This is a genomic window from Bacteroidota bacterium, from assembly GCA_016720935.1.
Taxonomy (GTDB): domain Bacteria; phylum Bacteroidota; class Bacteroidia; order AKYH767-A; family 2013-40CM-41-45; genus JADKJP01.
Window position 1 is genome coordinate 802,879 of record JADKJP010000007.1, and the last position, 16,199, is coordinate 819,077.

11 protein-coding genes are annotated in these 16,199 nt (G+C 38.8%); 7 read left to right on the top strand and 4 right to left on the bottom strand.

Features of this window, described 5'->3' with window-relative positions; all coding sequences use genetic code 11:
- Positions 1–127 precede the first annotated feature (127 nt).
- Both IPP86_17400 and IPP86_17405 read right to left on the bottom strand, forming a co-directional pair.
- The gene (locus IPP86_17400) at positions 128–1,300 is read right to left on the bottom strand and encodes a hypothetical protein (protein MBL0140276.1); all 1,173 of its coding nucleotides are present in this window, start codon (positions 1,298–1,300) and stop codon (positions 128–130) included.
- 236 nt (positions 1,301–1,536) lie between these two features.
- The gene (locus IPP86_17405) at positions 1,537–2,235 is read right to left on the bottom strand and encodes a hypothetical protein (protein ID MBL0140277.1); all 699 of its coding nucleotides are present in this window, start codon (positions 2,233–2,235) and stop codon (positions 1,537–1,539) included.
- A gap of 618 nt (positions 2,236–2,853) precedes the next feature.
- Here IPP86_17405 and hemA point away from each other — a divergent pair.
- From hemA to IPP86_17440, 7 genes are all read left to right on the top strand, one after another.
- Positions 2,854–4,050 (top strand): glutamyl-tRNA reductase, encoded by a 1,197-nt coding sequence (gene hemA, locus IPP86_17410; protein MBL0140278.1) that lies wholly within the window; start codon positions 2,854–2,856, stop codon positions 4,048–4,050.
- Positions 4,051–4,207: 157 nt separating this feature from the next.
- Entirely contained in the window at positions 4,208–5,206 is a 999-nt protein-coding gene (locus IPP86_17415; GenBank protein ID MBL0140279.1) for a 6-bladed beta-propeller, read from the top strand.
- Positions 5,203–6,870: a hypothetical protein gene (locus IPP86_17420; protein MBL0140280.1), complete on the top strand. Its 1,668-nt coding sequence runs from the start codon at positions 5,203–5,205 to the stop codon at positions 6,868–6,870. The genes IPP86_17415 and IPP86_17420 overlap by 4 nt, the downstream gene beginning before the upstream one ends.
- Positions 6,871–6,923: 53 nt before the next feature.
- On the top strand, positions 6,924–7,628 hold the full coding sequence (locus IPP86_17425) for a Crp/Fnr family transcriptional regulator (protein MBL0140281.1): 705 nt from the start codon (positions 6,924–6,926) through the stop codon (positions 7,626–7,628).
- A 124-nt stretch (positions 7,629–7,752) separates the two neighbouring features.
- Complete coding sequence (locus tag IPP86_17430) at positions 7,753–9,534, top strand: tetratricopeptide repeat protein (GenBank protein MBL0140282.1); 1,782 nt, start codon at positions 7,753–7,755, stop codon at positions 9,532–9,534.
- Between the two features lie 27 nt (positions 9,535–9,561).
- On the top strand, positions 9,562–11,274 hold the full coding sequence (locus IPP86_17435) for a glycosyltransferase family 39 protein (GenBank protein ID MBL0140283.1): 1,713 nt from the start codon (positions 9,562–9,564) through the stop codon (positions 11,272–11,274).
- A 100-nt stretch (positions 11,275–11,374) separates the two neighbouring features.
- Entirely contained in the window at positions 11,375–13,159 is a 1,785-nt protein-coding gene (locus tag IPP86_17440; protein ID MBL0140284.1) for a DUF1736 domain-containing protein, read from the top strand.
- Positions 13,160–13,178: 19 nt separating this feature from the next.
- On the opposite strand, the gene IPP86_17445 is transcribed toward IPP86_17440, so the two are convergent.
- Both IPP86_17445 and IPP86_17450 read right to left on the bottom strand, forming a co-directional pair.
- On the bottom strand, positions 13,179–13,919 hold the full coding sequence (locus tag IPP86_17445; GenBank protein MBL0140285.1) for a glycosyltransferase family 2 protein: 741 nt from the start codon (positions 13,917–13,919) through the stop codon (positions 13,179–13,181).
- Between the two features lie 269 nt (positions 13,920–14,188).
- Positions 14,189–16,147, bottom strand: a complete 1,959-nt coding sequence (locus IPP86_17450; GenBank protein MBL0140286.1) for a tetratricopeptide repeat protein — start codon at positions 16,145–16,147, stop codon at positions 14,189–14,191.
- Positions 16,148–16,199: the final 52 nt, after the last annotated feature.

Below are 16,199 nucleotides of genomic sequence, written 5' to 3' on the forward strand. Positions count from 1 at the left end.
CCCATCTGGCGCAGGGTTTAGAAGGGCTCTAAAAAAAGCCTGTAACAAAAATTGTCACAGGCTTCGTGTACTCATTTATAAATCAACCAATGATAAACAATCAATAATGGCTGGTTTTCTGCTATGGTTATTTAGCAGACTTCACCTTTGGCTCCACTCTGCCGTATACATTGATGAGATCAGGGCCATATTGGCTGGTCACAAAAACAAGGTATTTCAGGTCGAGAGAAGGATCCACGTACTTTTGGAAGTATTTCAGATTGTCATAATCAATCATCACTTTGGCAGGGATCATCAATCCGCCAGGGCCGTCATAATGGCCTCCAAGCACAATCAGCAATTGTCCTTTTTTATTAAATACCTGGACATTTTCGAATGCTGCATCAACCGCAAAAATATTCTCCTCTTCATCGACAGCGATACCTTTCAATTTAGTGAACTGACCAGGTCTGTCGCCTGCTGAGCCTATCGTATCCACTAATGTTCCATCGAGAGAATAAATTTTAATCCTGGAATACCCAAAATCCGCTGCATATATCCTGTCCTTTTGTACAGCTATGTTAACAGGTAATCCTAATGCTGCAGCCCTGCCATCTTCAGCCTTTGGAAAGGTGAACAATAACTTATTTAGGGAGTCATTACTGTATACGTGAATGCAACTATTGGCAATATTCGAAACATATACCCTGTCATCCGTAACGTAGACATCTCCTGGCTTGAATTTTTCCTTCTCGCCAAAACTTTTTACAAAATTTCCGTTTCTGTCATACACAAGAATCTCATATCGTCCTACATCAGCCACATAGAGAAAACCATCTTTATCCACAAAACAATTAATTGGCGTTTTCATCTGTCCTTTACCTCTGGGTTGAAAGAAATCGAATTTTTTCTCTTCGAGATTGAGAATTTCCATACCACCACCGTAGTTATCGCACACATATAATTTGCCATCATATATCGCGACTCCATAAGGCTTCACAATCGTTTTCGCCTTTTCTTCCCCCAGCACCAATTTTGAGAATTTGCTTTGAGTTGTACCAATATCATTTGAAGTTGTAATCTTAGTCAGATATTGAAATCTGGCTTCCTCGGGAGGACTAGGATAAATCAGGTAAGACTTAGGTGCATCTTTTTTCGTCGTGAATTTGCCACAGGAACTAAGTCCTGAAAACAACACAATCAGGGAAATGAATCCAAAACCGGAATACAACAACCGGTTGAAGAACTTTTGAAAAATAACCTTATTAAAGGCGTGAGTCTGCCGACTAACCGGGTCTTTAGGGTTGATTTCTCGTTTCATAAATTCAATTATTATTGCAAGAACTGATAGTTATTCTGATCACTAAGCGAATGTAAATATGATAAGATGCACGCAGGGAATGCAGAATATTACTCATACATCGGACGTGACACTTGTCATGTTTTTCACATACCAAAAATTTAATTCAATATCTCACAAAGTGCCGCCGTTAGCATGGAAAAGGGCATAAAAAAAGGGCGATTAAATCGCCCTTTCCATTTCTCTGACCTGCAGAATTATTTTTTATGGCAAGCTAAACAAAGTGCAGAACCTCTGTTACTCATTCTCAATTGATAACCTCTGGAGTTACTGTGTGCACCATGGCAGCTAGTACATTGTACTTTACCTGTTGCATCCAACATTGTAGAAACCGCTCTTGTTCCAGGAGTGTAGGTTAAGTTCAAAGTATCAAATGTAGAATAAAGATAAGTAGTTGCTTGCAAACCACCGTAACCACCTGCTAAAGAAGCAGCATAGTCAATAGAAACCGGATGGTCATTACTCAAATCAGCTGAAAGATCAGCACCACCAGAAATGAATTGTGTTCCAACTTGTCCACCAAATGATCCAAGAGCAACTGTTCCGTCGTGACAAGCCAAACATAATTTAGAAGTACCATCAATAGCTGTTACACCCATTGTTGATCCATCTTTAATACTTTGATAGAAAGTGTAAGTCGCAGTTGAATACTGGTGATTCCACAGTGGAGCAAGAGATAATGGAATTGCATTGTGTGGAGTGTGGCAAGGTTGGCAAATTTGCTGACCTAATGTAGTTGTGTAATTGTAGGCGTTCCAAGCATCAGATGCAAAGTTGTGTGGTAATCCTGCAACAGTCAATGATGTTCCCATTACACCTGGGCCTAATGTAGATTGTGCCATTCCCATTAGTGGTATCATTAAACCAAACGCTGCTGAAATGATAAGCTTTTTCATAATTTTATTTTTTAGTGATTACTGGATGATGTTTTTATCAGAGAATTATTTTATGTCAATTCTATGACACAAATATCTACTCACCCTTCTCTGAAATCAATGAGAGAAACCACTTATGTTGTTGATTTTAGACTGAAATAATTCTGCTAAAACGCAAACTTGAGTATTTCAGATAAAAATATTGTGTCGCAAACTCCTGTATTTCTGCACTTTACAGAGGCGAGGAAAATTGATTTTTCATTCATAAAAAGTACAGAAATCATCACCTTTACATGATCAAAATGACGACTATCATACAGATGTAATGACAAATGCTTTCTTTTTAAAACGATGCAAAAAAATGTTTTCACTTCTATACATATATATAATAAGAAAACCCTGATTAATTTTTTTACAAATAGATTTTCGCAACATTTCTATTCAATTTTTTTAACGTCTGAACTAATTTCATTTCCTCCAAAATTGAGAGTGAAGAAAAGCCTGTAAAAGCTGCGCTTTCGCAACAGAATAGCAAGATATAAATCAGCCTGCTGTATGACTCCCATCATACAAATTTTTATCCTGTGGACCCATATTTGTTAGGTGAAATTTGTATCCAAATAATCTATCTGAATATTCATGGAAAACACATTTGTAATCGGGATTTCTTTTAAGAATGCGGACGTCACTACACGTAGCGCGTTTTCTATATCTGCAGAAAAACAAATCGAATGCTTTGAATTGGCAAAGAACTATCAGTTCAAAGATTTTGTTGTTTTGAGCACCTGTAACAGAACAGAAGTTTACGGAGTAGGATCTATCGCTTACGCTGAAGAAATTATTACTACAGTGTGTAACCAACCAAAAATACTTTTGGATACTTTCAAATTCGTTAAAACATCCACTGACGCCCTCACCCACATTTTCAATGTTGCATCAGGACTTGACTCACAAATTCTAGGCGATTATCAGGTATTGGGTCAATTTAAAAATGCTTGCAAATTCTCAAAAGAGAATGGCTTACTGAGTCCGGTTTTTGAAAGAATGGCAAATATTTGCATTCAGGCTTCGAAAGAAGTAAAAACAAAAACTGATTTAAGTAAAGGCACAGTCTCCGCTTCTTACGCAACAATTGAAATTCTGAAAGATAAAATCGGCGACCGCACAACAAAATGTCTGCTCATCGGTACCGGTAAATTTGGGAATAACATTTCAAAAAACATCAAACACTATCTTCCGGATTATGAATTGACAGTTTCAAACCGTACTTATTCCACCGCTTGGGAAATTGCCAATGAACATGGATTTGGAATTTTGCCTTATGAGCATATCAGCACAAGCCTTCAGGATTACGATGTAGTGATCCTCAGCGCGACATCACACAAATACATTGTTACACCTGAAATACTTCGAAACGCGAAAACAAAACTTATTCTTGATCTTTCCATTCCTCAAACAGTACATCCGGAATGCAAGACCAATAATATGACCGAAGTACTGGACATCGATTCAATTTCTGCAATCCTTGACAAATCACTGGAAAACAGAAAAACATATCTTCCAATCGCCAATGAAATTATCAATAACCATATTTCTTCATTTGTTGACTGGAATAATTTTTACAAAAAAAGAGATCAGATCGTTTCTTTGAAAAGCACATTGATTGAAGTGAGCAGATATTGCCCGCATCTTTCAAAATTGGATCCGGAAGTGAAAGACGAATTGGTGAATAAAACAATCCAGGCTTTTGTACTCAATTTGAAACAGAATAAGGATTTCGAATTTGAACCCGATAAAGTAGTTGACCAATTCATGCAATATGCTCAGGCGGTTTAGCATCGGATCTAAGGAACGCAAGCTCAGCATATGGCGGGAATTCAAATACAGACATAACAGCAGGCTGAATATACAGCCTGCAAAAGGTGTTTGTCAAAACACCAGTACGGTTTTCCATTCAATTATATTTAAATCACAAATAAATAAACTGCAGTATATGCTTGCCACTGCATTTTTTCTTCTCATCAATGTGTCCGCCAGGTCACAGGACTCATTGCGACTGAAAATTCCGGTTAAATATGAAAGTGGTACGATTGACTTTGTCAGTCAATGGCCATCTGCAGAACACAAACTGCACAAGAAGTCCTTTACACACAAATTGAGAGATGTTCTATTGGGAGATAATACACCTGATTTAAACAAACCGGTTTCACTGGTAGCCTCTGACCCGAATACTTTTTGGGTGCTTGACCAAAAAAACAATGCGGTTTTTCGTGTAGAAAAAGGGAAAGAAAAAATTCCGCATTACCTCAACAAATCAAAGTTTCATTATAATTCGCTGGTCGGAGTATGTCAATATACTGACCACAAAATTCTTTTTACAGATTCCTATCAAAATAAAATTTATATACTCGACCCTGATAGTAAAAAATGCTCAGTATTGAATGACTCACTCATACTGGAAAAACCCACAGGTATTGCTTTTTCAAAAATCACCAATGAAATCTGGGTAACAGAAACAGGTAAACACAGACTTGTAGTGCTGAATAACAAAGGCGAGATCCTGAGAACCATCGGAAACAGAGGAACATCGTGGGGGAATTTCAATTTTCCAACTCATCTGTGGATCGATAATCAGGGACAAGTCTACGTAGTGGATGCGATGAATTTTCGTATTCAGGTTTTTAATAAAGAAGGATTGGTAATATCCGTCTTTGGTTCAAATGGTGACGCGACAGGCTATTTTGCAAGTCCGAAAGGCATCGCGACGGATTCCTTCGGGCATATTTATGTCGCGGATGCTTTATTCCATGCAGTTCAGATTTTTGACATAAAAGGAAATTTCCTTTACTCTTTCGGTTCTCAGGGCCAGGATGAAGGTCAATTCTGGATGCCGTCAGGGATCTATATCGATGAACATGACAGAATCTATGTTTCTGATACATACAATTCAAGAGTACAGATCTTTCATTTAATTACAGGAGGTGAAAAATGAAATTCCTTTTTCACACATTCATACTCTTGTGCATTTCATTTGGAATAAATGCACAATCAATAGTGAATACAAAACACAATCTTTCTGTAACCGGTCCGGGTTCAGTCAAAGCTACAGGAGAAACAGAAATTTGTCTTTTCTGTCATACAGCGCACAATAGCAAACCCCAATCTCCACTTTGGAACAGAAATGACCCCGGGTCTACTTATTCGCCTTATACGAGCTCAACGATGAAAGCCCTGCCCGGACAACCAAGCGGCTCTTCCATACTTTGCTTATCCTGCCATGATGGAACTGTAGCTCTCGGAAGTGTATTGAGCAGAAGTTCTACAATCAGTTTCGCGAATACATCAAACATGCCTGCCGGGCCAAGCAATCTTTCTACGGACCTGAGGAATGATCACCCTGTATCTTTTACCTACGATGCTGCTCTTGTTGCTGCAAATGGCCACCTGAACAATCCTGCCACATTGGGATCACAGATTACATTAGAGAACAACAAGCTTCAATGTACTTCCTGTCACGATCCCCATAAAAATTTATACACTGATTTTCTTGTTGCCTCATCTCAATATTCAAATATCTGTATCGCCTGCCATGCCCAGCCTTCCTGGTCGACATCCAGTCATAAAACATCAACAAAAACCTGGAATCACAATGCACCGAATCCATGGCCATTCACTCCATGGACAACCGTTGCTGAGAATGCCTGCGAAAGTTGCCATAATCCTCACAATTCCGGTGGATTGAAAAGATTGCTAAAATACCCTGCTGAAGAAGACAATTGCCTGGATTGTCATAATGGAAATGTAGCGACAAAAAATATTCAGGCTGAATTCGCAAAAGCGTATAAACATAATGTGTACGGATACACCGGAACTCATGACCCAACAGAAGCAAGTGCTGTCAGTACCAGGCACGTTGAATGCGTGGATTGCCATAGCGCGCATGAAGCGAATGCTACCACTGCAAGCGCTCCTGCCGTCAGAGGACCGAATAAAGGAGTCAAAGGAATAAATCAGAGCGGTGTTGCAGTGAACCCGGTGACGAATGAATATGAAATCTGCTATCGCTGTCACTCCGATAATCCGGTAACAGGTCCGACAACACCACGGAGGATCATTCAGAATAATGTAAGACTGGAATTCGCTCTCAATAATCCTTCCTTCCATCCAATAGCAGGACCAGGTGTAAATGCAAGTGTACCAAGCCTCATTTCACCTCTTTCACGAACCAGTATTATCTATTGCACCGACTGCCATGCCAGCAATGGTGCAGGATCGCCTGCCGGACCACATGGATCTATTTATCCGCAAATTCTGAAATCCCAATACATTCTGACAGACAATACGACTTATAATGTTTCCAATTTCCAATTGTGTTACAATTGCCATAGCAGCACTTCTATAATGAACGATATCTCTTTTAAAGAACACAGTAAACATATTTCAGGTGAAAGAGCATCATGCAGTACATGTCATGATTCACACGGAATAAGCAGTCTGCAGGGAACAGCTGCCAACAATAGTAATTTAATCAATTTCAACACCAACTATGTAACTCCATCCAGTAGTGGTATCCTGAGATTTGAAGATCTTGGAACCAATAAAGGGCGGTGCTACCTGAGATGTCATGGGGAAAATCACAACCCTCTCTCCTATTAGAATTGTATTCAGGAAATTATAATCAAACTACCGGCAAATAAATATTCAGAGCAATGAGACAAATGATTGAATGCAGCAATTGTACAAGCTCGAATTGTTTCCTGAAAAAATTCTGCAAAGGAGAAAATTTAAGTATTATTTCTGCCTTAAAGAATCAAAATATTTACAAAAAGGGTGACGCCATTTTCAGGGAAGGAAATACAATGCAGGGAATTCACTTCATCATGAGAGGTGGAATAAAGGTAGTAACTACCAATATAAATGGCAGAGAACAGGTAGTACGTTTGGCTTCTGATGGCGATATTCTTGGTCACAGAGTGCTTGGAAATGACAAGTACTATTTTAATGCCATCGCGATGATGGAAACCATTGTGTGTTTTATTGAAACCAATGTATTCCGCGAAGCGTGTATGAACAACCCTGAATTCGCTTACAATCTCATCCTCTTTTACGCTCTTGAACTGCGAAGAACTGAACTAAGGGTAAAATATCATGCACAAATGAATATCCGTGAAAAAGTGGCGGAAGCATTTGATTATCTCAATGAAATTTTCGGAATCGATCCAAAATCAAAAACACTGAATATCGAATTGAGCAGAAGAGAAATTGCAGACATCGCAGGCACTACACCCGAACAAGTCACCCGACAGCTAAGCGATTTTGAAAGTGAAAAATTGATCTACAGAACAAAAAGAGATATTCAGATTCTCAACAAAAAAGGAATTGAAAATATAGTCCGTGACTATAAAATTGAATAAAATTCATAATTAGAATTCAAAGAACAAATTTACCTATCCAATAATTACTTTTCACTAATTTTAATACTGCGGAAGATTTTCAAAAACACAATCCCTTGCCCTGGTCAGGGTGTCTGCAATTCAAATGATGAAATTCAAATTGTTTACACAAACCGGCAATTTTCACTTGTTCATCCTGTTGGTCCTTGCTTTGGGATTGAATTTCAATACGCTTCAAAATGAATATGCGCTCGATGATTATGTTGTGCTCACTCAGAACAAATATGTTCAAAAAGGAGTAGCAGGAATTCCTGAAATTCTTGGGAATGACCTGATGACAGGGACTACTGATAAAAACCTATTAAATCAATCGAGATACAGACCATTTTCCTTAATTATTTTTGCGCTCGAACATCAGTTCTTTGGAGATAATCCGGTTATTAGTCATCTGATCAATGTCTTACTTTTCGCCCTGCTCATAGTATTACTTTACCGTCTGCTAAGTAAATATCTGTTCAGGGAGTATCCTGTCTACTTTTCTTTCTTTACCTGCCTTCTTTTTGTAACCCATCCCATACATACTGAAGTGATTGCAAATGTCAAGAGCAGGGATGAATTAATCGCCTTTCTTTTACTCGCATTATCACTCATCACTTTCTTATCCTACAGTACAAAAAGATCCGGATTCTATCTGGCTGTTGCACTGACCACTTTCTTTTTTGCTCTCCTCACCAGGGAAAGCGCAGTTACTTTTGTCCTCATCTTTCCGCTTGCTTTATTTTTCTTTTATAAACGAGGATTATTCAATGCGATTAAAGAATCATTTCCATTCCTGATTGTTCTCGCCATATATCTGGCTCTTCGCTTTTCCATTGTAAGTACAACGAAACCACTTTTGACAGATATATTAAATGCCCCATTTCTGTTCGCGACAGCTGCACAGGCTTTTGCTACAAAGATTTACATTCTCTTATTGTATATTGGAATTCTCATTTTCCCTTCTCCCCTCTCCTGTGATTATTCCTTTAACCAGATTCCCTATATCGAACCGGGTTCCTTTCAATTCATTGCTTCAATAATTACTCTTGGAGCACTCCTTTACTTTGCATACAGTTTATATAAAAAGAATCCAATTCTCTCTTTTTCCATTCTTTTCTTTTTTATCACAATTTCAATTGCATCAAATTTACTGGTGGATATCGGAACTCCCTTCTCAGAGCGCCTTCTGTTTCAATCTTCACTGGCATTTTGCATCGCCCTTGGAGCCGGTTTTTCCAAACTTTACAACAAATCAAAACCCATTACACTTATTTTGTTGGCCGGAATACTTTCAGCCTATTCGGCTAAAACTATCCTACGCAATTCAGACTGGAAAAACAACGAAACTCTTTTCCTTAAAGATGCTGAATCAACTCCGAACAGCGCAAGAACAACCTGGGCCGCCTGTGAGATCTACAGAACCAGGGCTGAGAAAGAACCGGATGAATTGCTGAAAAATCAGTATCTGGACAAGTCCATCACCTATGGTGAAAAATGCATCCGGATTTACCCTGGTTATGCCACTGCTTATATCAGTCTGGGATTTCCATATTATTACAAAGGAAATTTCGACAAAGCCGCTGAACTCTGGAAGAAAAGTTATCAGCTGGATTCCATTTCACCACAAGCAAGAATCTGCCTGAATGTATTGAGTAAAGATTATTTTTATCGGGGAAATTTACTGACTGAAAATGGTCATACAAAAGAAGCTATCATGAATTACTCAAAAGCAACCGATCTGAATCCTCAGAATACTGAAGCCTGGTACTTCCTGGGTGGATTACAATATCTTGATGGAGATTCAGTCACTGCAGAGAAATCCTGGCAAAGAGTAAAACAGCTGGATCCACAACACCCCTTAAATTTGGATTTCTTTCTAACCAGATAAGCATTTTCATCGGACACAAAACTATTTATGATTTCATCAGGCACATTTAATCTCTCAAATAAATTCAAGCTGATCAGCCTGATTCTATTTAGCCTGACTTTAAATATAAACACGCTGTTTCACGACTATGCTCTTGATGATATCGTTGTGCTCACGGAAAATAAATTTGTGAAAGAGGGAATCAAGGGAATTCCGAAAATACTACAAACAGATTATATAGCCGGCTATTCGAGTGAAGCGAATATTCTTGCAGGCGCCCGATACCGGCCACTCTCTCTGATTTCCTTTGCTTTGGAATACCAGTTTTTTGGAGCGAATCCGATGATTAGTCATGTGATAAATATTATACTTTTCACCCTCCTGATTCTTTTACTCTATAAATTGTTCGATAGCCATTTATTCCCGAAGAGGGAGGATTCACTGGTCTTTTTCACAGTACTTTTATTCATTGCCCATCCCGTTCATACTGAAGTAATCGCGAATGTAAAAAGCAGGGATGAAATTCTGGTATTCCTATTTTCAATTGGCGCATTTCTCCTTTCTTTTCGATACCTGGAAACAAAAAGACCGGCATTTCTAGTATTATCACTCGCAGCTTTTTTCCTGGCATTGTTAACCAAGGAAACCGCCCTGACATTTATCCTCACGCTTCCTTTGATAATTTACTTTTTTAGTAAAAATTCCGTTTCAGAATCTATCAGGCATACCATTCCCTATCTTTTGGTATTCTCGGCTTATATGCTTTTAAGATATGCTGTTGTAGGTTTCGCGGAATACCCGGTAAACGATGTTACCAATTCGCCCTATCTTTATGCAAGTCCCATGGAAGCTTTCGCGACAAAAGTTTTTGTCATAATAAAGTACATATCACTTTGCATCTTTCCATTACATCTGAGTACAGAATATGGCTATAATCAAATTCCCTATGTAGGAATTAGCAACGCTAAATTTATCATCTCAGCAATCATAATTTTCCTTTTGATTCTTATTGCAATAATCAGTTTCAAAAAAAGATCACTCATCTCCTTTTCAATCTTATTCTTCTTTGCAACACTTTCCATAGGAACAAATTTCCTGTTTGACCTGGGAGCTCCAATGGCAGAACGAATTTTATTCCAACCTTCATTAGCCTTCTGTTTACTTTTTGCCTTATTTATTATAAAAGTCCGGGAATTTTCCAGAGCAACTTCAACCACAGTACTATTCATAACGCTTATTCTATTCTCTGCCAAAACAATTGCCAGAAACCAGGAATGGAAAAATAATGAAACCCTCTTTTTAATTGATGTAAAAACTTCACCGAACAGTGCCAGGATCAACCTGTATGCGTGCGAACAATACATAATCAAAGCAAATAAATCTGAAGACCTGAAACTCAGAAATGAATTCCTTGACAAGGCTGAAGAGTACGCAAAAAGATCCCTGGAAATTCATAATAAATTCGCCTATACTTACTTGCGTTTAGGTCTGGTTTATTTTCACAAAGGAAATTATACCAGCGCTGCCGATGAATGGATGACCGCGTACAGGCTGGAACCAAAAAATCCCGAAACTATCAAATGGACGTCATATTTAAGTGATGTATTAGTCGGAGAAGCATCAAAAAATATGTACAAGGGAAATATTCAAGAAGCCATCATTCAATATGAAAAGTCAATAGATTTGAATCCCAAAAATGAACATGCTATATTGAGTCTTCAAAAAATACTTGAGGAAAAAAAAGACTCAGTTGACAGATGAAATTAAATTATCAGAAGAAAATCATGTATACAGAGTTCGCTAAAGTAAAAAGAAGGATAATTTAGTACAATTGTTTCCACAAGAATTGAAATACAAAAGGATGAAAAAATTTAAACTTACAACAGGTCAACAAGTCCTGATCCTTATCATACTTGCACTTGGATTAAACATCAACACCTTGTCTAATGAATATGCACTGGATGACGCGGTGGTATTGACAGGAAATTCATTGGTCCAAAAAGGCATCAAAGGAATTCCGGAAATCCTGAAGACTGAATTCTTTTTTGGTCTTGAAAAGAAAGATAGTGATTTATCCGGAGGGAGATACAGGCCTGTTGCTTTGGTCATTTTTGCAATAGAATATGAATTATTCGGAGTAAATCCCCTGATGAGTCATCTGATCAATATCCTCCTGTTTGCCTTCCTGATCGCTTTCCTTTTTATATTGTTGAAAAAGCACGTATTCAAAGAGCATCATGAGTACCTCGCCTTTTTTACCTGTCTCATTTTTGTCATTCACCCCATCCATACTGAAGTTATCGCGAACGTAAAAAGCAGAGATGAACTCATCGTATCGCTTTTGCTAATTGCTTCGTCTTTTACATTTATCCGTTATCTAAAAAATAAATCAATCCCATTGCTGTTATTGGGATTCCTGTGCTTCTTTCTTGCACTATTAACGCGGGAAAGTGCTGTACCATTCATTGCCATTGTTCCTTTGACAGCCTATTTTTTCTTTGGTCAATCAGTAAAGCAATCAGCTGTCTATGCAATTCCGCTCGTATTGATTTTTATAGCCTATATGGCGCTACGGATTGCAATTGTCGGTTTTCATTATGACACAGTAACTGACGTTCTCAACGCGCCATTTTATTATGCCACAAAAACGGAAGCATTTGCCACCAAAGTCTTTCTGCTGGTTAAGTACCTCGGCCTATTAATTTTCCCACATCCCCTTTCCTTTGATTATGGATTCAATCAGATCCCATACCTCTCCTTAGGTTCCGTAAAATTCATTTCATCTTTCATTTTGCTTGCAGGAATGATAGTTTATGCAATTCTGACTTTCAGGAAAAAATCAATGGCTTCATTTTGTATTTTGTTTTTCTTCATTAGTATATTCCTGTTTTCGAATTTTATCATTGATATCGGAGCACCACTTGCCGAACGTTTGTTATTCCAGCCTTCGCTTGCATTTTGCATAGCCATATCCTTGATCTATCTCAAAATATCTGAAAAAGCCGCTATACCGGGGACAGTGGTATTGGTAATTTTGTTGTCACTCGGGGCGATCAAAACCATTACAAGAAATGCCGACTGGAAAAATAATGACACATTGTTTCTCAAAGATGTAGAGACGGTGCCTAATAGTGTGAGAGCTAACTTGTATGCAGCTAGACAGCACATTCAGAAAGCGAAATCAGAACCTACTCAGGAAAAAAAGAATATTCAGTTCAGGAAAGCGCTGTATTACGATGAAAGAATCCTGGAAATTTATCCCCACTATCGTTTTATCTACGATGATCTGGGAATGGCTTATTTCGGGCTTTTGGACTATTTCAAGGCAGCAGACTACTGGAAGAAAGCCCAGATTCTTGATCCGACCAATGCGACTGCACAAAAGCGAAATGCGACACTTGGCGATATCCTGTACAATGAAGGGAACAGACAATTCAGAAATGGAAATCTCGACAGCGCGATTGTTTTTTACAGGAAATCAGTGGATATAAATGATAAAAATGTGGATGCATGGTACAATCTTGGAGGTTGTTATTTCCTGAAGAATGATACGAAAAATGGCATTGAAGCCTGGCAGGAAGTCAATGCTTTGTCACCAAATCATCCACTTGACAGAGATCAATTCCAGATGCCGACGAAAAAATAATTTTTTGAACTGAGATAATCTATTTTAAACGATCCCATTTGTACAATCCGCGGTGATGAAAAAAGTACTTGAGTGATACACTCAATACCCCCAAACCATATTTGACACTGCGCTTAAAATTGATGCTTGAAGCTTCTTTAAAATAACGTGTCGGACAGGTGATCTCTGCGATTTCAAATCGTTTGTGAAAAATCTGAGCAAGGACTTCGTTGTCAAAAACAAAATCATCCGAGTTACCATTGTAATCAATCGCTTTCAAAACTTTACTGTGATATGCCCTGAATCCGGTATGGTATTCACTAAGTTTTTGTCCCATCAGAATATTCTGCGACAAGGTGAGTAATCGATTCGCAAAGTACTTGTACTTCGGCATTCCTCCTTTCAATGCACCACCACCAAGGATTCTGGAACCGATTACAGCCGGATAAACACCATCCGCAATGACCGAAGCCATGGCCGTAATAAGTTTTGGAGTGTACTGATAATCCGGATGAAGCATGATCACAATATCCGCATGCAGGCGAAGCGCGGCATTGTAACAGGATTTCTGGTTGCCTCCATAACCCTTGTTCTTTTCATGCCTTATAACATGTTCTATACCAAGTCTTTGCGCTAATTCCGGAGTGTGATCAGAAGAATGATCATCCACTAGGATCACTTCGTCAACAATATCCCGGGGGATTTCTTTATAGGTCTGCTCCAGAGTCCTTTCTGCATTATAAGCCGGTAAGACAACAACAATTTTATGTTTGTGATACATAAAGCAACAACCTGATTATTTCAAAACGACTCCAATATACAAATTCAATTTCCCCCCTTTTATGACTTTCGTGGGATCATCCGGCAATAAATGTCATGCTTTTTTGGGGACGAGGGACAGAGGACGAGAGACGGGAATCGTGAGTCGGGATTCACCACTAACCACTAAGCACTAACCACTAAGCACTAACCACTAAGCACTAACCACTAACCACTAAGCACTAAGCACTAACCACTAAGCACTAACCACTAAACACTAACCACTAAAAACTACCCACCAATCGCGCCACTCACAAAGTACATATCAATCTCCCCTTTGTTCTTTGCTTTCACTTTACCTCTGTGTTCGCAATGAAATTTGTCTTTGATCAGCTCATAAGTAGTACCGCTGATATTTACTTTCCCGATTTCACCTGAGGATTCCATTCGAGAGGCTGTGTTTACAGTATCTCCCCAAATATCGTATGCGAATTTTTTAATTCCGACAATACCGGCAACCACAGGTCCGGTGTGAACACCACATCTCAATTCAAAGAAAGGCTGGCCTTTGGCGATTCTCTCATTTTTATTTCGCTCTATAAATTCTACCATTTCCAGTCCGGCCTGAACAACATCTACAGGATGAGTTGAATTCGAGACGGGCAATCCTCCCGCGCACATGTAAGCATCACCGATGGTTTTAATTTTTTCAATACCATGCTTTGTAATGATCTTATCAAACTCACAGTAGCAGTGATTAATTTCTTCAACCAATTCTTCCGGTGACAATTTCTCAGAAGCCTGTGTGAAATTTTTGAAATCTGTAAAGAGCACACTTACGGAATCAAAACTTTTCGCTTTTGCAGTTCCAGTCGTTTTCAATTCTTCAGCAGTTTCTTCAGGCAAAATGTTCAACAGAAGTTCATCACTTCTCTTTTTTTCCTTGGAGATACGGTTACGTTGCGAGAAGAATACTCCTGCAAACAATAGGACAATCGCGAATCCTCCCATGAAACTATTCCGGACAAGTTTTTGCCGGTTAATCTCCTGCTCTTTCAGCTCCTGATCCTTGGTCAACAGTTTGATCTTGGATTCTTTCTTGTCCAGATCATAGGTAAATTGCAAGGTCCCGAGTTTTTTATCTGAGTCAATATCATACAATAAATCTTTGATACGGATCAGCATGGTCTGATACTTATATGCATTCTTATAGTCATTCAGCTCCGCATACACCGCTGAAATTCCCTCGTAAATTTCCTTCTGTTCCTTGTTCGCATCTGTTTCCGCTGCAATGGCCTCCGCTTCCTTAAACGATGAAAGAGCAAGTTGAATATCCTGCTTTTCAAAATAGGTCTGTGCCATACGCAGCAAAGAAATCATCATATCATTTTTGGCACCGAGTTCTTTGGAAATTTTATATGCTTCCTGCTGGTATTGGATAGCCTTAGAAAAATCATCTTCCGCGAGGTAGACGCGACCAATATAATTCAGAGCGTAAGGCAGATTCTCTGTTCCCTGGTACGCAACAACGGATTTCTTGAAATAAAACAAAGCTGAATCAAGATCTCTTTGCTTATTCTCTTCATTCTTTTCTATTTCATATTTTTTATAAAAAACCTCACCAATGTTTACAGTAGTAGTACCTACCAGATCCGTATTTTTGATCGCTTCACTCAAAGGATAGGCCCTGCGGAGGTAATCCAGTGCTTTATCATAGGTAGATTTCTTATCGGTATACACTGCTCCGATATTGATGAGCATCGTAATCACCCTGTCAGAATCACCAATTTCCTCTGCCAGCTTGAGTGATTTCAGATAAAAATCAATGGCCTTATCCTGTACTCCCTGATTGTACCAGATATTACCAATGTTGCCAAGCATACTGGCCTTACCCTTTTTATCTCCAATCGAATCCAGCATATTCAACGACTGCTCGTAATAAGGCATCGCATCGAGATAGGATGCCTGGATAAAATAGCCTACCCCAGTCCATTTGTAAGCATAAGCCAAACCTCTTTTGAACCCAAGCTTGGTAGCAAGTTCGATCGCTTCTTTTCCATAACGGACAGCTTCTTCCGGCTTTTCGGTACGACTGAGTCTGCTTAGTTCAATAAGAGTATTCACCTTTAATGTGTCCTCAGCGGAACCCTGCAGCACACTTTTCAGGCTGTCAATCTTTGCATCCTGGGAAAAACTTATAAAAGTTTTCAGGAACAGAATGAGAAAGACTGTACTTCTACAAAAATTCATAAAGGTTGATTGAATGAATAGGTTAAAAGTACAAATATTTTAGTGTCTGAGA